Consider the following 18,117-nt stretch of genomic DNA (forward strand, 5'->3'; position numbering starts at 1 on the left):
GTGCGGGCTCTGCCGCGGGCGCGGGTGCCTCGGCGGGAGCCGGAGCCGCGGCCGCGGGCGCGGCCTCGGCGGCGGGTGCGGCCGGGGCGGATGCGCCGGAGCCGTCGCCGATGCGGGCGAGGATCGCGCCGATCTCGACGGTGTCATCCTCGCTGACGAGGATCTCCTCGATCACGCCGGTGACCGGCGAGGGGATCTCGGTGTCGACCTTGTCGGTCGAGATCTCGAGCAGGCCCTCGTCGGCCTGGACGGTGTCGCCCACCTGCTTGAGCCAACGGGTCACAGTGCCCTCGGTGACGCTTTCGCCGAGGGCGGGAAGGACCACGGGTGTGCTCATGACGGAGTCTCCTTAGGAAAAATCGTGATGGTGTTCAGCTTAGTGGGCAACCAGGGCTTCAGCCCAGTTGCGATTTCCACGATGCGCAAGAAAAGTTTCACATTGCGTGAAGCGGCTTGCCTGCAAGCGCGAGGAACGCCTCGCCGAGCGCCTCGCTCTGGGTCGGGTGGGCATGGATCAGCGGGGCGATGTCCTCGGGGTGCGCCTCCCAGCTCACCGCGAGCTGCCCCTCCGTGATGAGCTCTCCGACGCGGTCGCCGAGCAGGTGGACGCCCAGCACGGGACCGTCCTTCTGCCGCACGACCTTGACCAGTCCGCCGGTGCCGATGATCTCGCTCTTGCCGTTGCCGGCGAGGTTGTACTCATAGGAGACCACCGCATCCGCGCCGAATGCCGCGACCGCGGCGGCTTCGGTCACACCGACCGAGGCGACCTCGGGGCTGCAGTAGGTGACGCGCGGGATCTGCGCATCCGGGATGACGGCGGGGGTCAGCCCCGCGATGCGCTCGGCGACGGCGATGCCCTGCAGGAAGCCGCGGTGGGCGAGCTGCAGACCCGGCACGATGTCGCCGACGGCCCAGACGTGCTCCACGTTCGTGTGCAGCTCGGGGTCGGTGAGCACGAAGCCGCGCTCCATGGCGACTCCGGCCTCCTCGAATCCGAGTCCGGCCGTGGCCGGCCCCCGGCCGACGGCGACGAGCAGGTAGTCGGCCTCGTAGGTGGTGCCGTTCTCCAGGGTGACCGTGACGGCGTCCTGGGTCTGGGTCGCGCTCGCGAACCGCACGCCGAGCGAGTAGGAGATTCCGCGGCGGCGGAACGCGCGCTCCAGGCCCTTGCTGAGTGCGAGGTCCTCGTTCGGGGCGAGGTGATCGAGCGCCTCGACGATCGTGACCTCGGAGCCGAACGAGCGCCAGACGCTGGCGAACTCGACGCCGATCACGCCGCCGCCGAGGATGACGACGCGCTGCGGAACCTCCTCGAGAGCGAGCGCCTGCTCGCTGGCGAGGATCCGGCCGCCGATCTCCAGGCCGGGCAGCGACCGGCTGTACGAGCCGGTCGCGAGGATCACGTCGGCGCCGGTGTAGACGTCGTCGCCGACCGCGATGGAGCGATCGGGGCGCAGGGTGCCCTCGCCGCTGACGACGGTGATCCCGCGGGCCTTGACGAGCCCCTCGAGGCCCTTGTACTTCTTCGCGACGATGCCCTCGCGGTAGGCGCGGACGCCGGCCGGGTCGATCCCCTCGAAGGAGGCGCCGACGCCGTACTTGGCCGCGTCGCGCACGTTCTCGGCGATCTCCGCGGAGTGCAGCAGGGCCTTGGTCGGGATGCAGCCGCGGTGCAGGCAGGTGCCCCCGACCTTGTCCTTCTCGATCAGGGCCACGGACTTGCCGAGCTCGGCGGCGCGCAGAGCCGCGGCGTAGCCGCCGCTGCCGCCCCCGAGGATCACGATGTCGAAGGTGTGAGCGGTCATGCGCGTGCTCCGTTCGCGCGCGCCTCGGCGAAGGCGATCAGCGTGCGCACGATCGCGCCGGTGGCGCCCTTGTCGGTGAAGCCGTAGGGGGCGCCCTTGTGCTCGGACGAGCCGGCGATGTCGAGGTGGGCCCAGGGGATGCGCGGTGCGTCGGCCTCGTCGGAGATGCGCCCGACCATGCGGCGCAGGAACAGGCCGGCGAAGAGCGCGCCGCCTGCGGGGTCGCCGATCTTGGCGTTGACCAGGTCGGCGATCGGCGACTTCAGCTCGTCCTCCATGTGCTCGGGAAGCGGCATCGGCCATGCGGCCTCGCCGGTCGCGGATGCCGCGGCCAGGACCTCCTGCACGGTGTCGTCATCTCCGAAGACGCCGGTATGACGCATGCCTAGCGCGACGATGATCGCGCCGGTCAGAGTGGCGACGTCGAGGATCACATCGGGGTTCTCCCGGCTCGCGGCCACCAGCCCATCGGCGAGGACGAGACGTCCTTCCGCATCGGTGTTGAGAACCTCGACGGTCTGGCCGTCGGCGAAGCGCAGCACGTCGCCGGGGCGGATCGCCGAGCCGGAGGGCATGTTGTCCGCGATGCACAGCCAGGTGGTCACGCGGATCGGCAGGCCCAGGGTCGCGACGGCCTTGGTCGCGGCGAGGATGCTGGCCGCTCCCGCCATGTCCGTCTTCATGCCGACCATGCTCGCGGGCGGCTTGAGGGACAGGCCGCCGGTGTCGAACGTGATGCCCTTGCCGACGAGGGCGATGTGCCCCGCGGCGCCGGCGGGGGAGTAGTCGAGGCGGACGAGCCGCGGCGGGCGGTCGGAGCCCTGCCCGACGCCCAGGATGCCGCCGTACCCGCCGGCGGCGAGGGCGGTCTCGTCGAGCACCTCGACGGTCACGTCGAGCCCGGTGAGCTCCTCGACGGCGCGGCTCGCCAGATCCTCGGGGCCCAGCCACTCGGCGGGCGTGGTGACGAGATCCCGGGTCAGCGCGACGGCCTGGGCGAGCGCCGTGGCGTGTGCGGCCTCCTCCGGTGCGAGCTCGGCGTGCAGCACGACCGTTCCGGCGCGCTTCGGCTGGTCACCCGAGCGATAGTCGTCGAAGCGGTATCCGCCCAGCAGGGCGCCTTCGGCGGCGGCCGACGCGTGCTCCGCGACGGCGTCGCCGAGCAGGACGGACACGCGGCCGAAGCCGGTGAGCGTGCGCAGCGCGGCGCCGACGGCCTCGCGCACGGCGTTCGCATCGGGGGCGGATCCGGCGCTCACGACGGCGACCGGCACGTCGGCGACATCGGGTGCGGGGATCCGTGTGTAGGCGCCCGCCTTCCCGGTGAAGCCGACCGCGGTCAAAGCGGCGTGGGTGGAGGAGAAGGGGGACAGGTCTTCCGGGGTGTCCGTGAGACCGGCGACGACGAGCACGACCGCATCTGCGTTCGCGTCCGCCGGAGCGCCTGTGTGCAGCTCGAGCGCAGGAGACGTCATGGTCTCCATCCTAGGTTCGGCACGGTGCGCGAGGAGAGGATGGGCCCTCCGCGTGTTCGCTCTCAGCGCTCAGCGGACCCGGCCGGTGGGGTGCCTCGTAGCATGGAGGCATGCCCATCTCCGGAGAGATCCACGAACGCGTCGCCTACCCCGGCGGCGTGCCGTCCGGCCTGCCGCTCGTCATCCTGCTGACCGGCTTCACGGACGCGGGATCCGCCGTCTCGGGGCTCATCGATCACCTCGCGGAGACGACGGACCCGCAGCCGGTGCTCGTCTTCGACAACGACCTGCTGCTGGACTTCCGCGCGCGCCGGCCCGTGCTCACCTTCGATCAGGATCACATCGCCGAGTTCAAGCCCGCGCGGCTGGAGCTGTCGCTCGCGCACGATGCGCTCGGACGGCCGTTCCTGCTGCTGGCCGGTTACGAGCCCGACTTCGCCTGGAACGCCTTCGCCGACGTGGTGCTCGACTTCGCGGCAGAGTACGACGTGTCCACCGTCACCTGGGTGCACTCGATCGCGATGCCGGTGCCGCACACGCGGCCGATCGGCGTCACGGCGAGCGGCAACAGGGCGGAGCTCACGGCCGCGCACTCGGTGTGGCGGCCGCGCACCCAGGTTCCCGGCACTGCAGGGCACCTGCTGGAGTACCGCTTCGTGCAGGCGGAGCGCAGCGTCGCGAGCTTCGTGCTGCTCGTGCCGCACTACCTCGCCGACACGGAGTACCCGGACGCGGTGCTCACCGCCGCGGAGAAGGTGATGGCGGCCACCGGACTCGTGCTGCTCACGGACGCGCTGCGCGACAAGCGCGCGGAGTACCTCGAGCGGGTGGACGAGCAGGTGCGCGACAACGAGGAGCTCGCGCAGATGGTGCGGACGCTCGAGCACCGCTACGACTCCTACATGTCCGGCCTGGAACTCGAGGACGAGGCGCCCGTCGGGTTCGACGAGAGATCCCTCCCCAGCGCCGACGAGCTGGCCGCGGAGCTGGAGCGCTTCCTGGCCACCCGCCAGGGCGGCGACGAGGACAAGAACGGCCGGATCTGAGCCGATCCCGGGAGTGTCCCGAGAGGATCCACGCGGATTGCGGGATCCGGCGTCTGCGCGCGCAGAGTGTGCGATACTTATCTGACGACCCGTTGTCAATACCCATTCCGCAAGGTCTGGGGACTTGACAAGGGTCTTACTAGTGCCCGCGAGGGCACGGGCTGCAAGGCCCACAGGCCGAAACACCACAGGGCGCCCGCGCAAGCGCTCCGTTGAAAGGCGAGACGTGACGACTGCCACGAAGAAGAACACCCGGACGAAGAACGACCAGGCCGAGCCCGAGGAGGTCGAGGCCCAGGCCGTCGACGCCGCGGAGCCGGTGGCCCCGAAGAAGGCGGCGGCGAAGAAGCCTGCGGCCAAGAGGGCGACCAGAGCGAAGAGCAAGGACGAGGCCGACGGCGACACCGCCGAAGAGGCTCCCGCTGACGCCGCCGATGACGGCGACGACGAGGAGGGCGCCAAGCCCGCCTTCACCGAGCCGCTGCCCACCGGCGCGATTCGGATCAGCTCGACCGACGAGGATGACGTCCCCGTCTACTCGACGCAGATCACCGGCGCCACCGCGGACCCGGTCAAGGACTACCTGAAGCAGATCGGAAAGGTCGCGCTCCTGAACGCGGCCGAAGAGGTCGAGCTCGCGATGCGGATCGAGGCGGGTCTGTTCGCCGAGGAGAAGCTCTCGGTGATGTCGGCGGCCGAGAAGACCGGTCAGCTCGGACTCGATCTGCAGTGGGTCGCCCGCGACGGTCAGCGTGCCAAGAGCCACCTGCTCGGCGCCAACCTGCGCCTCGTCGTCTCCCTCGCGAAGCGCTACACGGGCCGTGGAATGCAGTTCCTGGATCTCATCCAGGAGGGCAACCTCGGTCTCATCCGCGCGGTCGAGAAGTTCGATTACACCAAGGGCTTCAAGTTCTCGACCTACGCGACGTGGTGGATCCGTCAGGCCATCACCCGCGCGATGGCCGACCAGGCCCGCACCATCCGCATCCCCGTGCACATGGTCGAGGTCATCAACAAGCTCGCGCGCGTGCAGCGGCAGATGCTGCAGGACCTCGGTCGCGAACCCACCCCCGAGGAGCTGAGCCGCGAGCTCGACATGACCCCGGAGAAGGTCATCGAGGTGCAGAAGTACGGCCGCGAGCCGATCTCGCTGCACACCCCGCTCGGCGAGGACGGCGACAGCGAGTTCGGTGACCTCATCGAGGACACCGAGGCGGTCGTCCCGGCCGACGCGGTGGGCTTCACGATGCTGCAGCGTCAGCTCGAGCAGCTTCTGGACTCCCTGTCCGAGCGCGAGGCGGGCGTGATCCGCATGCGCTTCGGCCTCGGAGACGGCCAGCCCAAGACGCTCGACCAGATCGGCGACACCTTCGGCGTGACCCGCGAGCGGATCCGCCAGATCGAGTCCAAGACGATGGCGAAGCTGCGTCACCCGAGCCGTTCGCAGTCTCTGCGGGACTACCTCGAGTGAGCGCGGAGGCGAAGCCCAACGACGGCAAGAACCTCGAGATCTCGGTCGAGGGCGCCCGCTGGCTGCGGATTCCGATCCGCACCAAGGTGGTCATGCCCGGCGACGTGCTCGCCGACATCGTCACCGAGTACGCCGCGGGTGAGGTGCAGAAGGGCGACTTGCTCTTCATCACCGAGAAGATCGTCGGCATCACCCAGGGCCGGTCGTTCCTGCTCGAGGAGATCCAGCCGCGCAAGCTCGCGTTCTTCCTGTCGAAGTACGTGACGCGCACGCCCTACGGCATCGGCCTCGGCATGCCCGAGACCATGGAGATGGCGCTGCGGGAGTGCGGCACGCCCCGGATCCTGTTCGCGGCGGCGGTGTCCGCCGTGACCAAGGCGTTCGGCCGCCGCGGCGACTTCTACCGGATCGCCGGCGAGAAGGCCCGCGCGATCGACGGGCCGACGGAGGGCACGATGCCGCCGTACGACCGCTCGGTCGTCCTCGGGCCGGCGCGCCCGCGCGAGGTGGCGCACGAGATGCAGCAGCTGATCGGCGGGGTGTGCGACGTGGCCGTCGTCGACATCAACGACCTCGGCGGCAACATCCTCGGCTCCACGCTCGAGAAGGTCGCTGAGAAGCGCCTCGTCGTGATCCTCAAGGACAATCCGCTCGGCCAGGGCACGGAGTCGACGCCGATGGGCATCATCCGCCCGGCCTGACCCTTCGTCTCGTCGCTGCGCTCCTCGCTCAGGGACCGCCCTTCGTCTCGTCGCTGCGCTCCTCGCTCAGGGACCGATGCTCCGGTCCCTGAGCGAGCGCAGCGAGACGAAGGGCGCTGAGAAGCGCCTCGTCGCGATCCTCAAGGACAACCCGCTCGGCCAGGGCACGGAGTCGACGCCGATGGGCATCATCCGCCCGGCCTGACCCTTCGTCTCGTCGCTGCGCTCCTCGCTCAGGGACCGATGCTCCGGTCCCTGAGCGAGCGCAGCGAGACGAAGGGCGCTGCGCTCAGAACTTGATGGCGGCCTGGTAGCGCGGCTTGTGACCGGTGCGGATGCCGGAGACGCTCGGCTTATTCTCGTAGACGCCGGCGCCCCAGTTGCCCTCGACGAGCACGGGGCCGTCGGGGCCGACCACGATGTCCCATCCGACGTACTGCACCTGCGGCACGACGCGGGCGACCTGATCCACGAAGGCCTTCACCTCGTCGATCATCGGCAGTTGGAAGTCGGCGATGCGGAAGCCGGAGTCGGGGTGCAGCTCGTGCACGTGCCCGTGCGAGTCGTAGCCGGCGCTCACGGCATGGCCGTCCTCGTCGAGCATCGTGTAGAAGCCGCCGAAAGACATCTGGTCGCTGACCTCGCCGCGCCCGAACTTCTGGGCCATCGCGAGGATGTGCGTCTTCTCGCCGTCGAAGAACGCGGTCACGCGGGTCGTGTTGACCGTGCCGGGGCAGACCGCGGCGAGGTCGGGATGCTGCCGGATGACCTCCTCGACGAGCAGACGGCCCTGGCCGAGCAGGTCGGCGTGGAACGCGTCCCAGTCGGAGATTTCGGCGGCGTGGTAGCGGAACACGCCGGATCCGGCCTGTCCCATCGGTGTCTTCACGATGACGGTGCCCTGGCGCTCCAGGAACGCGCGCAGCTCCTCGGCGTTGCCGGGCTTCACGACCATCCACTCGCGACGGAGGAAGTCCGAGAACTTCTCGTCGAACTCGATCTTGTCGTGGAACAGGTGCCGGTAGTCGGGGTGGGCGTACCGCTCCGAGATCTGGTTCGACACGGGGTGCGTCATGTAGGTCGCCCGCTCGGCGCGGTTCAGGATCGCGAAGTCGTAGTCGATGTAGTCCTGGAACCCGACGTTGTGGCGGCCGGCCGACCACAGCATGTCCACCACCACGGCGGGGACGGCCTTGCCGTGCTGCGCGGACGCCTCCTTGGCGCGCTCGATCACCGAGCCGACGTTGATGCGACGGGCGCGCTCGGCGAGATAGCCGAGACGGGACTTGAGGCCGAGGCCGTTCGAGGGCATGCGTACTCCGGGTCGAGGGATCGGGAACCGGTCCATTCTAGGGCGGACCGCCTCCGAGACCCCCGGGCGCGGGTCGGGCGGGCGGATCCGGACAGAGGGGCGCAGGTAGGGTGGAAAGGTGAACGAGCCGCTCCCTGCCACTCCGTCGCGGAGTGCGATGCTGCGTTCGCTGATCTCCCGGTCCGCCCTCGAAGACGGGGCCGCAGCCGCGGTCGCCGCCGGGGGGGCGGGCATCGCCGATCTCCGTCGTGATGCCTGGGGCCATGGGCTCCTGGGCGTCGCCCGAGCCGTCGTCTCGGCCGGGGCGCGCGGCGTGCGCGTGGACGGCGAGGCCGAGGCCGCACTGCTGCGGGCGGAGGGCCTCGAAGCGACCTGCACCGTGGCGCCTGACCTGGATCCTCACCTGCTGTACGGCCTGCCGGACGGAGACGGATCCCTGGTCGGCGCGCCGGTGATGCGCGTGGCGGGTCGGGTGCTCTCGACCAAGGACATCGCGGCCGGCGGCGGCGTCTCCTACGGCTACATCCACCGCGCTCCGGAGGACTCGCGCCTGGCGCTCGTCACCGGCGGCTACGCGCAGGGCGTCGTGCGTGCGCTCGGCGGCCGGGCGTCGGTCGAGATCGACGGCCTCGTGCATCCGATCGTCGGCCGGATCGCCATGGACGTGTGCGTCGTCGACATCGGCACCGCCGACGTTCCCCTCGGCGCCGAGGCGACCTACTTCGGCGGACGCGGTCCGATGAGGGCCGGTGCCGCGGAATGGGCGCGGATCACCGGAATGGGCGTCGACGAACTCGTGGCCGTCGTAGGGCAGCGGACGGAGCGTTCATGGGAGGCCTGACCGGACCCGTGCTGCGCGCCGATGAAGCGGTGCTGCGCGCCAACATCGCTGCCGTGACCGCGCGCGTCGCCCCCTCCGCGCTGATGATGGTGGTCAAGGACGACGGCTACGGACTCGGCGCGCCCTGGGCTGCGCGGGTCGCCGCAGACGCGGGGGTCGGCTGGTTCGGCACCTACGACATCCCCACCGCGCTCCGGCTGCGTGACGAGGTCGGCGCCGCTCCGCGGCTTTTCGCCTGGGTCACCTCGCTCGACGAGGAGATCGACGCGGCCCTGCGCGCGGAGGTGGATCTCGGCGTCGGGACGCTGGACTACCTGCGCCGGGTGATCGCCCGCGCCACCGCCCTCGGCGCCGTGGCGCGCATCCATCTCAAGGTCGACACCGGATTGCACCGCAACGGGCTGTCCGCGGACGAGTGGGACGAGGGCGTCGCGTCCGCCCTGCGCGCCCAGGAGGCGGGACACGTCCTGCTCGTGGGCGCGTGGAGCCATCTCGCCGAGGCGAGCGACGAGGAGGACGACGCCGCGCAGGCCCGCTTCCTCGACGCCGTGCACCGCGCCGGCGAACTCGGCGCTGAGTTGCCCTATCAGCACCTGACGGCTTCGGCCGCGACCTGGGCCCGCCCCGAGCTGCGCGGGTCGCTCGTGCGCGTCGGCGCCTTCTGCTTCGGCGTGCGCTCCGCCGACGGACCGGACCTTCCTGGAATCGCCCCCGCAGCCGAGCTCGTGGCGCCGGTGCGGGAAGTCGACGGCGACGAGGTCGTCGTGGGCGCCGGATCCTTCGACGGACTGCCGAGCATCCTCGCCGGCCGCGTGCACGTGGGCACCCCTGCCGGTGCCCGAGCGCTCCTGGCGATCGGCGCCGACGCTGCGCGCATCGCCGGGTGGGACGGTGCCGCCGTCGGCGACGAGGTCGTCCTCTTCGGCCGAGGCGCGCACGGCGAGTCCTCGCCGACGACCCTCGCGGAGGCGATCGGCACGGTGGGCGAGGAGATCCTCTGCCGGCTCACTCCGCACGTGCGGCGCGAGTACCGCTGAGCGCGGTCTGGATCCGGCCGGTGGAGTCGGCCGTCCGGACATGAAAACGCCCGATGTCGCGGGACACCGGGCGCTTCTGTCTGGGGAGCGGATCAGGACTCGAGTAGTCGCGACGTCTCGTCGTGCCAGCTCGTGGCCACCGCACGGAGCTTCTCTTCGTACTTGCGCCCGTGATGGGCGCAGAACAGCAGCTCGCTGCCGTTGACCTCGGCGGCGATGTAGGCCTGGGCTCCGCAGGAGTCGCATCGGTCCATCGCCGTGAGGCGGGGGATGACTGTGCTATCCCGTTCGGTCGTCGCGTTCATCTCGATGCCTCCTCGTTGTTCGGGTCCGCTGTGTGGAGTGTGCTCAATACAACCACGCAGAGCTGGGAGTCATGCCCGCGAGACGGCGTGTTTCGCTCACCGCGTACGCGCCAGGTGACGAGCGTGTGACGGCAAGGAGTGTCGTCGGGGCGGTGTCCCCGCTCCTCGATACGATGGGGGATTGTGACAGCCGAGTATTCCGCCCATCACCTCCAGGTCCTCGAGGGGCTCGAGGCCGTCCGCAAGCGGCCCGGAATGTACATCGGCTCGAACGGTTCACCGGGTCTCATGCACTGCCTCTGGGAGATCATCGACAACTCCGTCGACGAGGCGGTCGCCGGCAATGGCTCGAAGATCGACGTCATCCTGCACCCCGACGGCAGCGTCGAGGTGCACGACCGCGGCCGAGGCATCCCCGTCGACGTCGAGCCGCGCACCGGGCTCACCGGCGTCGAGGTCGTCTTCACCAAGCTGCACGCGGGAGGCAAGTTCGGCGGAGGGTCCTACGCGGCCTCCGGCGGTCTGCACGGCGTCGGCGCCTCCGTCGTGAACGCCCTGTCCGAGCGGCTCGACGTCGAGGTGGACCGCGGCGGCAAGACCTACGCGATGTCGTTCCGGCGGGGCGAGCCCGGCATCTTCACGGATGCGGGGGAGAAGCGGCGCGACGCTCCGTTCACGCCGTTCCAGGACAACAGCGAGCTGCGCGTGATCGGCAAGGCGCCGCGCGGCGTGACCGGCACGCGGATCCGCTACTGGGCCGACCGGCAGATCTTCACGAAGGACGCCGCCTTCCAGCTCGCCGAGCTCGAGACCCGTGCGCGGCAGACCGCCTTCCTCGTGCCAGGGCTCGAACTCGTCGTGCGCGACGCGCGGGCCTCGACCGCTGCGGAGCCGCAGAGCGGCGCGGAGGGCGAGGCGGCCCCCGGCGTCACGGACGCGGTGAACGAGACCTCGTACCACTACGAGGGCGGCATCGCGGAGTTCGTCGAGTACCTGGCCACGGACGCTCCCGTGACGGACACCTGGCGCGTGCAGGGAGAGGGCACCTTCAAGGAGACCGTCCCGGTGCTGCAACCTGACGGCCACATGGTCGCGACCGAGGTCGAGCGCGTCTGCGCGGTCGACATCGCCCTGCGCTGGGGGACGGGCTACGACACCAGCACGCGCTCCTTCGTGAACATCATCGCCACGCCCAAGGGCGGGACGCACCAGCAGGGTTTCGAGCAGGAGCTGCTGAAGGTGCTGCGCGCCCAGGTCGAGCAGAACGCGCGACGCCTCAAAGCAGGCAGCGACAAGCTCGAGAAGGACGACGTGCTCGCGGGTCTCACCGCGGTGCTGACCGTCAACGTTCCGGAGCCGCAGTTCGAGGGGCAGACCAAGGAGGTGCTCGGCACGCCCGCCGTGCGCACGATCGTCGCGCAGGTGGTGCGCAAGGCGCTCGGCGAGCGCTTCGCCTCGACCAAACGCGACGACAAGAACCAGGCTTCGATGCTGCTGGACAAGATCGTCGCGGAGATGAAGGCGCGCGTCTCCGCACGCGCCCACAAGGAGACCCAGCGCCGCAAGAACGCGCTGGAGTCCTCGTCATTGCCCGCGAAACTCGTCGACTGCCGCTCCACCGACATCGCGCAGACCGAGCTGTTCATCGTCGAGGGCGACTCCGCGCTCGGCACGGCCAAGCACGCCCGCACCAGCGAGTACCAGGCACTCCTGCCCATCCGCGGCAAGATCCTGAACGTGCAGAAGGCATCGGTCAGCGACATGCTGTCGAATCTCGAGTGCGCGTCGATCATCCAGGTGATCGGCGCCGGATCCGGCCGCTCCTTCGACCTCTCCACCGCGCGTTACGGGAAGATCATCCTGATGAGCGACGCCGACGTCGACGGCGCGCACATCCGCACCCTGCTGCTGACGCTGTTCTACCGGTACATGCGCCCGTTGATCGAGGACGGACGCGTCTTCGCGGCCGTGCCGCCGCTGCACAGGGTGATCGTGATGAACCCCGGATCCAAGCCGAACGAGACGATCTACACGTACAGCGAGGGTGAGCTGCACACGCTGCTCGCGAAGCTGCGCAAGCAGAACAAGCGCTGGCACGAGCCGATCCAGCGGTACAAGGGTCTCGGCGAGATGGATGCCGAGCAGCTCGCCTCCACCACGATGGATCGCTCTGGCCGTCTGCTGCGGCGCGTACGCATGGAGGACGCTGAGGCGGCGGGCCGCGTGTTCGAGCTGCTGATGGGCAACGAGGTCGCCCCGCGGCGCGAGTTCATCATCGATTCCTCGGATCGCCTGGCGCGCGAGGCCATCGACGCCTGATGAGCGCGCTGCTGCCGGTCGTCGCGCTGCGGGTGGCCGTTCCGGAGGATGTGGAGCTCGTGGCCGCGCTGAAGGAGCGCGTCCTGCGTCGGGATCTGGAGCCTCTCGTCGGGTGGGATCCTGACAGGTCGCGCGCCAGGGTCGCGGAGCACTTCTCTCCGGACCACACCCGCATGATCCTGCTCGACGGAGAGGTGGCGGGCACGATCACGCTGCGGCCCGACGGCGAGGAGTCATGGCTGGAGATGTTCTACCTGGACGAGCAGCATCAGGGGCGCGGGATCGGATCCGCCGTGCTGCGGGCGGTGCTCGCGGAGGTTCCCGACGAGCGTCCGCTGCGTCTGCAGGTGCTCGTCGGGTCGGCCGCGCGACGGCTGTACGAGCGGCACGGGTTCGTCGTCGAGCACGACGACGGGATCGACATCTGGATGCGCCGGGCGCCTGGCGGGTCTGCCGCCGTGACGGCGACGCCTTGACAGACTGACACGATGGTCGCCGTCGTCTCAGCTCCCACGAACCTGGGCCTCCGCCCTCCCGTGCGCGGCGGCGTGCCGGGGACGGCCAAGGCGCCGGAGGCGCTCCGCGAGGCCGGGCTGCACCGCCTCCTGCATGCGCAGGGCGCGATCGACGGCGGCGTCGTGCTGCCGGGACGCTACGTCGACAACGATGGGCGCCGACCTGCGGGCACGGTCCGCAACCAGGCTGCGATCGTCGACCACGCCCGCCGGCTTGCGCATCGCCTGTTCGAGATCCGAGAGGCCGGTGAAGCGCCGCTCGTCCTCGGCGGGGACTGCAGCCTGGCGATCGCCGCAGGGCTCGCGGCCCGGGTGGGCGGGGGCGGCGGGTTCGTTCACATCGACGGTCATACGGACTTCCGGCATCCGGGCAACAGCGACGGCGTCGCGAGCCTCGCCGGGGAGGACCTCGCCGCGGCGATCGGAATGCACCTCCCGGAGCTCAGCGACATCGACGGACTGGGACCGTACTTCGCGTCCGGGAGCACCGCGCACATCGGCTGCCGGTACGAGGATCCGCACGCGGAGGAGCTGCGCCGGATCATCGGCCTCGTGGTGCCGGCCGACGACGTCATCCTGCACGGCGGCGCCAGAGCCGCGTCCCGAGTGCGCGCGCTCGAAGGCCTGGATCGCGGCTACTGGATCCAGGTCGACGTCGACGTTCTCGACCCGATGCACATGCCGGCCGTGGACAGTCCGGATCCGGGGGGTCTCGCGCCGGATGAGCTGATCGGGCTGCTCGCCGCGCTCGCTCCGCACGCCTGGGGCGCCGCGGTCACGGTCTTCGATCCGGACCTGGATCCGGAGGGCGCGCACGCCCGCACCGTGGCCCGGGTGGTGGCGGAAGGGTTCGCAGGCCTCGGGTCCGCGCTCGCGCCGGAGTAGGTGTCCGTCGGCGTCCGCATCGCTTGCGCCGTCCGTCCGACTCGATGGCGGCGTCAGCCCCCGGTGCCGTTGCCGTTCGAGAACGTCTGCTGCGCCGCCGACTGCCCGGAGATGTTCTGCGGCAGCGCGACGGGTCCGCCGGTCGCATCCGACGTCGGCGTCGTGCTCGCGTCGGCCCCGGTGGAAGGGTCGGGGGGAGAGTCGGTCGGGGCCTCGGTCGCGGAGACGACCGCGTCGCGCTGTCCCGTGACCTGGATCGGCTGGTTCGCCGCGAGCGCCGCCCACAGCTGGTCGGCGCTCGCGTAGTCCGGCACGACCCTGACGCCGGGGTTGCCCGGATCGTCCAGCACCGGGTAGTTCACGAAGTTGATCTGGTCCAGCGGCACATCCTTGATCGCCAGGGCGATCTGTACGAGCAGGGTCGGATTGGTCAGCTTGGCGCTCGGTGTGACGTTGGTCATGACGGTGTTCGCGAGCCTGAGGAGCGTGCCGGGGTTGCCGAGCACCTCGCTCGACGTCATCTTGCGCGCGAGCGAGGACATGTACACCTGCTGGTTGCTGCCGCGACTGAGGTCCCCGTTGTCGCCCACGCCGTGGCGCACCCGGAGGAACTGCAGTGCCCAGTAGCCCTGCAGGGTGTGCGTTCCAGGGGTCAGCTCGAGCTGGGTGTTGTCCGGATCGCTGATGCCGTTCGCAACGCAGACATCGACGCCGCCGATCGCGTCGGTGATCTTCATGACGCCGCCCCAGGTGACCCTGGCGGCGAACTGGATCTCCAGGCCGGAGACCTTGGTGATCGTGCGGGCGACGCACGCCAGGCCGTTCTTCTGGCCGCCGATTCCGATGGCCTCGTTGAGTGCTTCCTTCGAGCGCTCCTCGCTGGCGTTTCCGTCGGAGTCCGTGCAGGACGGGATCGTGATCATGAGATCGCGCGGGAACGTGATGACGGTGACCCGGCGCGGGCTGTCGGAGATGTGCAGCAGGAGGTTCGTGTCGTTGCGCTCGCCTCCGCTCTCGGGGTCGGAGCAGCGGTTGCCGAAACCATCCTTGAAGTCGTCTTCGCAGACGTCGCTGCCGACCAGCAGCATGTTCACTCCGCCCTTGATCGCGCCGATGTCCGGAGGCACAGAATCGTCGCCGTCGAGCGCGACGACCTCGTCGCTGAACGTCTGTCCGAGGTCGTACACGACGTATCCCGCGACGGAGAAGCCGGAGACGAGCACCACGATCGCCACGACGCCGAGCATCTTCAGCAGCTGGCTCCACGCGGCGGGGCGGTGCAGCTGGCCGTGGCCGGCGACAGGACGTCGGGATCGGGGCGTCATCCTCACATGGTGCCGGTCGCCGTGCGGAGGAGCAAATCGCGCGGAGCCGCGGGACGGGATCCGTGTGACTCCGGCCCGCGGTCAGATCAGCGCATCGTCCCAGCGTGCGCGGATCGCGTCGAGCGTCTCGTCGAGGGAGAGCCCGGTCGTGTCCAGACGCAGCCCCGGCGCCCGGAATTCGTCCTGCGCTGCTCGGAGGTGCGCCCACTGCTCGGCGACGTGCTTGTCCCGCGCCGCATCGCGGCCGGCGATCGCCTGCGCCGTCGCGGTGAGGAGCACGAACCTCAGCGGCAGGTCGATCGCCGCGCGATACTGCTCCAGGAGCTCCGGCCAGAGCACGACATCCGAGATGGCGACAACGAATCCCGCCTCGGCGAAGTTGCGGGCGAGATCCGTGAGGTTCCGCCGGCGCAGGGCGAGCTGCCGCTCGGCCTCCTCCGCAGGGTCCTGGCCCGGCGCGACGAGGCCCGAGACGATGAGCGCTTCGCCGATCTCGTCCGTGTCGAGATGCGCGCCCCGCGCCGATCGCGTCGCGAGCTCACGGGCGACGGTGGTCTTGCCGACGCCGGGAAGCCCCGAGACGATCAGAATCGAGCCGCTCATCCGCCCAGCGCCGCGCCGATCGAGCCGATGACGCCGTCGATGGGCTGCCCCGAGCCGTCGCGCTTGGCGCCCGCCTCTGGCAGTTCGCGCGCGGATCCGTCGGGACCGACCGCGAGCGCGGGCTCGACGCCGACCCAGGCCAGGGTCAGGCGGTCCTCGCCCTTCAGGAACGCGTGCGCCCTGACACCGCCGGTGGCGCGCCCCTTGCCGGGGAACTCCGCGAACCGGGACGACTTGGCGCGTCCGGCATCGGTCCCGGCGATCATGCCCGCGGCACCGGACACGGTCACGACGAGGGCGTCGTCGTCCTGTGCGAGCACGGAGAAGGCGATCACCTCGGCCTTCGCGCCGAGCTTGATGCCGGCCATGCCGCCGGCCGGAGCACCCTGCGGGCGGACGCCGGATGCCGGGAAGTGCAGCAGCTGCGCGTCGCTCGTGACGAACACGAGCTCGGCGTCGTCGGTCGCGGTGCCGGCGCCGACGACCGCATCGCCCGGCTTCATGCCGATGATCTCGAGCTCGGGTTTGATCGTGAGGGAGGACGGCACCACGCGCTTCACGACACCCGTGCGGGTGCCCAGCGCGATCGGCGTGTCGTCGTCGAAGCGCAGGAGCGCGAGGATCCGCTCGCTCTTGTCGAGCAGCCCGATGTAGTCGCGCAGCGGCACGCCGGCGGCGAGGTGCACCGACGCGGGCGGTACGGACGGAAGGTCCATCGCCGTGAAGCGCAGCACGCGCCCGGCCGTGGTGACCGCGCCGATCTCGGTGCGGGTCGTCGTGGGGAGCGTGGCGAGGATCGCATCGTGCTTGCTGCGCCGCGTGGCGGGGGAGAGCTCCTGACCGGGTTCGAGGTCCACCCGCACGGCGCGACCGGTCGTGGACAGAACCACCGTGGTCGGGCTGTCCGCGATCTGCGTGTCGACCGGGCCCTTGCTCGCTCGCGCCTTGGGCGGCGCGGCGTTCAGCAGCAGGGTGCGGCGGGGGGTTCCGTAGGCCTCGGCCGCCGCGTCGAGCTCGGTCGCGACCTGGCCGCGCAGCAGGACCTCGCTGCCGAGCAGTTCCTGCAGCGCCGCGATCTCTGCGAGGAGCGCATCGCGCTCGGTCTCCAGCTCGATGCGGGAGAACTTGGTGAGGCGCCGCAGGCGCAGCTCGAGGATGTACTCGGCCTGCCGCTCGCTGAGGTCGAAGACGCTCTGCAGGCGGGTGCGGGCCTGTTCCGAGTCGTCGGAGGAGCGGATGACCTGGATGACCTCGTCGATGTCGAGGATCGCGATGAGGAGGCCCTCGACCAGGTGCAGGCGCTCCTCGCGGCGTGCGAGGCGGTACTGGCTGCGCCGCGTGACGACCTCGAGGCGATGCCGCACGTAGACGCTGAGCAGTTCCTTGAGCCCGAGCGTGCGCGGCTGCCCGTCGACGAGCGCGACGTTGTTGATGCTGAACGAGTCCTCGATCGGAGTCAGGCGGTACAGCTGCTCGAGCACGGCGTTCGGGTCGAATCCGGTCTTGATGCCGATCTGGATCCGCATGCCGTGGTTGCGGTCGGTGAGGTCGTTGACGTCGCTGATGCCCTGGAGCTTCTTCGCCTGCACGGCGTCGCGGATCTTCTCGATCACGCGCTCCGGACCGACCATGTAGGGCAGTTCGGTGACCACGATGCCGGTGCGGCGCGGGCCGAGCGGCTCGATCGAGACCTTGCCGCGCACCTTGAACGCTCCGCGGCCGTTCGCGTAGGCGTCGCGGACGCCGTCGAGGCCCATCACGATGCCGCCGGAGGGGAAGTCGGGACCGGGGACGAACTCCATGAGCTCCTCGGTCGTCGCCTCGGGGTGCTCGAGCAGGTGGATGGCCGCCGCGACGACCTCGATGAGGTTGTGCGGCGCCATGTTGGTCGCCATGCCGACGGCGATCCCGCTCGCGCCGTTGACGAGCAGGTTCGGGAACGCGGCCGGCAGCACGGAGGGCTGCTGGAACTGGCCGTCGTAGTTGGGGACGAAGTCGACCACGTCCTCATCCAGGCTCTCGGTGAGCGCGAGCGAGGAGGGCGCGAGACGGGCCTCGGTGTAGCGGGAGGCGGCGGGGCCGTCGTCGAGGGATCCGAAGTTGCCGTGCCCGTCGACGAGCGGCAGGCGCAGCGCGAACGGCTGCGCGAGGCGCACCAGGGCGTCGTAGATCGCGGAGTCGCCGTGCGGATGCAGCTTGCCCATGACGTCGCCGACGACGCGCGCGCTCTTGACGTGGCCGCGATCCGGGCGCAGGCCCATCTCGGCCATCTGGAACAGGATCCGTCGCTGCACGGGCTTGAGGCCGTCGCGCGCATCGGGCAGGGCGCGGGAGTAGATGACCGAGTACGCGTACTCCAGGAAGGATCCCTGCATCTCGCTCGACAAATCGATGTCCTGGATGCGCTCTTCGATCGGCTCGGGCGGCGTGGTCGTGCGGGGCATGGGCTTCCTGCGGGTGTCGGGCGGCGGCGG

At 70.3% G+C, this 18,117-nt stretch carries 17 protein-coding genes; 9 read left to right on the forward strand and 8 right to left on the reverse strand.

Annotated elements, in window-relative coordinates:
* The 3 genes from RS86_RS14435 to RS86_RS14445 form a co-directional block, all read right to left on the reverse strand.
* On the reverse strand, positions 1–337 hold a 337-nt coding region (locus RS86_RS14435), incomplete at its 3' end, for a biotin/lipoyl-containing protein (protein ID WP_045272984.1).
* Positions 338–434: 97 nt separating this feature from the next.
* Complete coding sequence (gene lpdA, locus RS86_RS14440) at positions 435–1,808, reverse strand: dihydrolipoyl dehydrogenase (RefSeq protein WP_045272985.1); 1,374 nt, start codon at positions 1,806–1,808, stop codon at positions 435–437.
* The gene (locus RS86_RS14445) at positions 1,805–3,283 is read right to left on the reverse strand and encodes a leucyl aminopeptidase (protein ID WP_045272986.1); all 1,479 of its coding nucleotides are present in this window, start codon (positions 3,281–3,283) and stop codon (positions 1,805–1,807) included. The genes lpdA and RS86_RS14445 overlap by 4 nt, the downstream gene beginning before the upstream one ends.
* Positions 3,284–3,393: 110 nt before the next feature.
* Here RS86_RS14445 and RS86_RS14450 point away from each other — a divergent pair, with 110 nt between their 5' ends.
* From RS86_RS14450 to RS86_RS21100, 4 genes are all read left to right on the forward strand, one after another.
* The gene (locus RS86_RS14450; RefSeq protein WP_045272987.1) at positions 3,394–4,329 is read left to right on the forward strand and encodes a proteasome assembly chaperone family protein; all 936 of its coding nucleotides are present in this window, start codon (positions 3,394–3,396) and stop codon (positions 4,327–4,329) included.
* 226 nt (positions 4,330–4,555) lie between these two features.
* On the forward strand, positions 4,556–5,800 hold the full coding sequence (locus RS86_RS14455) for an RNA polymerase sigma factor (protein ID WP_045272988.1): 1,245 nt from the start codon (positions 4,556–4,558) through the stop codon (positions 5,798–5,800).
* The gene (locus RS86_RS14460; RefSeq protein WP_045272989.1) at positions 5,797–6,501 is read left to right on the forward strand and encodes a coenzyme F420-0:L-glutamate ligase; all 705 of its coding nucleotides are present in this window, start codon (positions 5,797–5,799) and stop codon (positions 6,499–6,501) included. Before RS86_RS14455 ends, RS86_RS14460 begins: the two co-directional genes overlap by 4 nt.
* A 76-nt stretch (positions 6,502–6,577) precedes the next feature.
* Positions 6,578–6,706 carry a hypothetical protein gene (locus RS86_RS21100; RefSeq protein ID WP_268747850.1) on the forward strand — a complete coding sequence of 43 codons (129 nt, stop codon included), beginning with the start codon at positions 6,578–6,580 and terminating at the stop codon, positions 6,704–6,706.
* Between the two features lie 84 nt (positions 6,707–6,790).
* On the opposite strand, the gene RS86_RS14465 is transcribed toward RS86_RS21100, so the two are convergent.
* Positions 6,791–7,813, reverse strand: a complete 1,023-nt coding sequence (locus RS86_RS14465) for a sugar-transfer associated ATP-grasp domain-containing protein (protein ID WP_045272990.1) — start codon at positions 7,811–7,813, stop codon at positions 6,791–6,793.
* A gap of 118 nt (positions 7,814–7,931) precedes the next feature.
* Between RS86_RS14465 and RS86_RS14470 the strand changes: the two genes are divergently transcribed.
* Positions 7,932–8,654 (forward strand): alanine racemase C-terminal domain-containing protein, encoded by a 723-nt coding sequence (locus RS86_RS14470; RefSeq protein ID WP_235281790.1) that lies wholly within the window; start codon positions 7,932–7,934, stop codon positions 8,652–8,654.
* The gene (locus RS86_RS14475; RefSeq protein WP_152642187.1) at positions 8,642–9,691 is read left to right on the forward strand and encodes an alanine racemase; all 1,050 of its coding nucleotides are present in this window, start codon (positions 8,642–8,644) and stop codon (positions 9,689–9,691) included. Before RS86_RS14470 ends, RS86_RS14475 begins: the two co-directional genes overlap by 13 nt.
* Positions 9,692–9,783: 92 nt before the next feature.
* Here RS86_RS14475 and RS86_RS14480 read toward each other — a convergent pair whose 3' ends face one another.
* Complete coding sequence (locus RS86_RS14480) at positions 9,784–9,996, reverse strand: DUF7455 domain-containing protein (RefSeq protein WP_045272992.1); 213 nt, start codon at positions 9,994–9,996, stop codon at positions 9,784–9,786.
* Positions 9,997–10,179: 183 nt separating this feature from the next.
* On the opposite strand from RS86_RS14480, the gene RS86_RS14485 reads away from it, so the two are divergent.
* Genes RS86_RS14485 through RS86_RS14495 form a run of 3 tightly spaced genes read left to right on the forward strand, consistent with a single transcriptional unit; the run spans position 10,180 to position 13,715 of the window.
* Entirely contained in the window at positions 10,180–12,315 is a 2,136-nt protein-coding gene (locus RS86_RS14485; protein WP_082076808.1) for a DNA gyrase/topoisomerase IV subunit B, read from the forward strand.
* Positions 12,315–12,791 carry a GNAT family N-acetyltransferase gene (locus RS86_RS14490; RefSeq protein ID WP_045272993.1) on the forward strand — a complete coding sequence of 159 codons (477 nt, stop codon included), beginning with the start codon at positions 12,315–12,317 and terminating at the stop codon, positions 12,789–12,791. Before RS86_RS14485 ends, RS86_RS14490 begins: the two co-directional genes overlap by 1 nt.
* A gap of 12 nt (positions 12,792–12,803) precedes the next feature.
* Positions 12,804–13,715, forward strand: coding sequence for an arginase family protein (locus tag RS86_RS14495; RefSeq protein WP_082076809.1), 912 nt, complete (start codon positions 12,804–12,806; stop codon positions 13,713–13,715).
* 53 nt (positions 13,716–13,768) lie between these two features.
* Here the strand turns inward: RS86_RS14495 and RS86_RS14500 are convergent, their stop codons facing one another.
* The 3 genes from RS86_RS14500 to RS86_RS14510 form a co-directional block, all read right to left on the reverse strand.
* Positions 13,769–15,040, reverse strand: coding sequence for an LCP family protein (locus RS86_RS14500; RefSeq protein ID WP_045272994.1), 1,272 nt, complete (start codon positions 15,038–15,040; stop codon positions 13,769–13,771).
* A gap of 81 nt (positions 15,041–15,121) precedes the next feature.
* On the reverse strand, positions 15,122–15,643 hold the full coding sequence (locus RS86_RS14505) for an AAA family ATPase (RefSeq protein ID WP_045272995.1): 522 nt from the start codon (positions 15,641–15,643) through the stop codon (positions 15,122–15,124).
* A complete protein-coding gene (locus RS86_RS14510; RefSeq protein WP_045272996.1) occupies positions 15,640–18,087 on the reverse strand; it encodes a DNA gyrase/topoisomerase IV subunit A in 2,448 nt (815 codons plus the stop codon). The genes RS86_RS14505 and RS86_RS14510 overlap by 4 nt, the downstream gene beginning before the upstream one ends.
* Positions 18,088–18,117 lie beyond the last annotated feature (30 nt).

The sequence above is a fragment of the Microbacterium azadirachtae genome (assembly GCF_000956505.1).
Taxonomy (GTDB): domain Bacteria; phylum Actinomycetota; class Actinomycetes; order Actinomycetales; family Microbacteriaceae; genus Microbacterium; species Microbacterium azadirachtae_A.

Excerpts from the sequence above, each read along its gene's own strand:
- lpdA (WP_045272985.1), bottom strand. The coding sequence starts at position 1,808 with ATGACCGCTCACACCTTCGACATCGTGATCCTCGGGGGCGGCAGCGGC.
- RS86_RS14445 (WP_045272986.1), bottom strand. The coding sequence starts at position 3,283 with ATGACGTCTCCTGCGCTCGAGCTGCACACAGGCGCTCCGGCGGACGCG.
- RS86_RS14450 (WP_045272987.1), top strand. The coding sequence starts at position 3,394 with ATGCCCATCTCCGGAGAGATCCACGAACGCGTCGCCTACCCCGGCGGC.
- RS86_RS21100 (WP_268747850.1), top strand. The coding sequence starts at position 6,578 with ATGCTCCGGTCCCTGAGCGAGCGCAGCGAGACGAAGGGCGCTGAGAAG.
- RS86_RS14465 (WP_045272990.1), bottom strand. The coding sequence starts at position 7,813 with ATGCCCTCGAACGGCCTCGGCCTCAAGTCCCGTCTCGGCTATCTCGCC.
- RS86_RS14475 (WP_152642187.1), top strand. The coding sequence starts at position 8,642 with ATGGGAGGCCTGACCGGACCCGTGCTGCGCGCCGATGAAGCGGTGCTG.
- RS86_RS14480 (WP_045272992.1), bottom strand. The coding sequence starts at position 9,996 with ATGAACGCGACGACCGAACGGGATAGCACAGTCATCCCCCGCCTCACG.
- RS86_RS14490 (WP_045272993.1), top strand. The coding sequence starts at position 12,315 with ATGAGCGCGCTGCTGCCGGTCGTCGCGCTGCGGGTGGCCGTTCCGGAG.
- RS86_RS14495 (WP_082076809.1), top strand. The coding sequence starts at position 12,804 with ATGGTCGCCGTCGTCTCAGCTCCCACGAACCTGGGCCTCCGCCCTCCC.
- RS86_RS14500 (WP_045272994.1), bottom strand. The coding sequence starts at position 15,040 with ATGACGCCCCGATCCCGACGTCCTGTCGCCGGCCACGGCCAGCTGCAC.
- RS86_RS14505 (WP_045272995.1), bottom strand. The coding sequence starts at position 15,643 with ATGAGCGGCTCGATTCTGATCGTCTCGGGGCTTCCCGGCGTCGGCAAG.
- RS86_RS14510 (WP_045272996.1), bottom strand. The coding sequence starts at position 18,087 with ATGCCCCGCACGACCACGCCGCCCGAGCCGATCGAAGAGCGCATCCAG.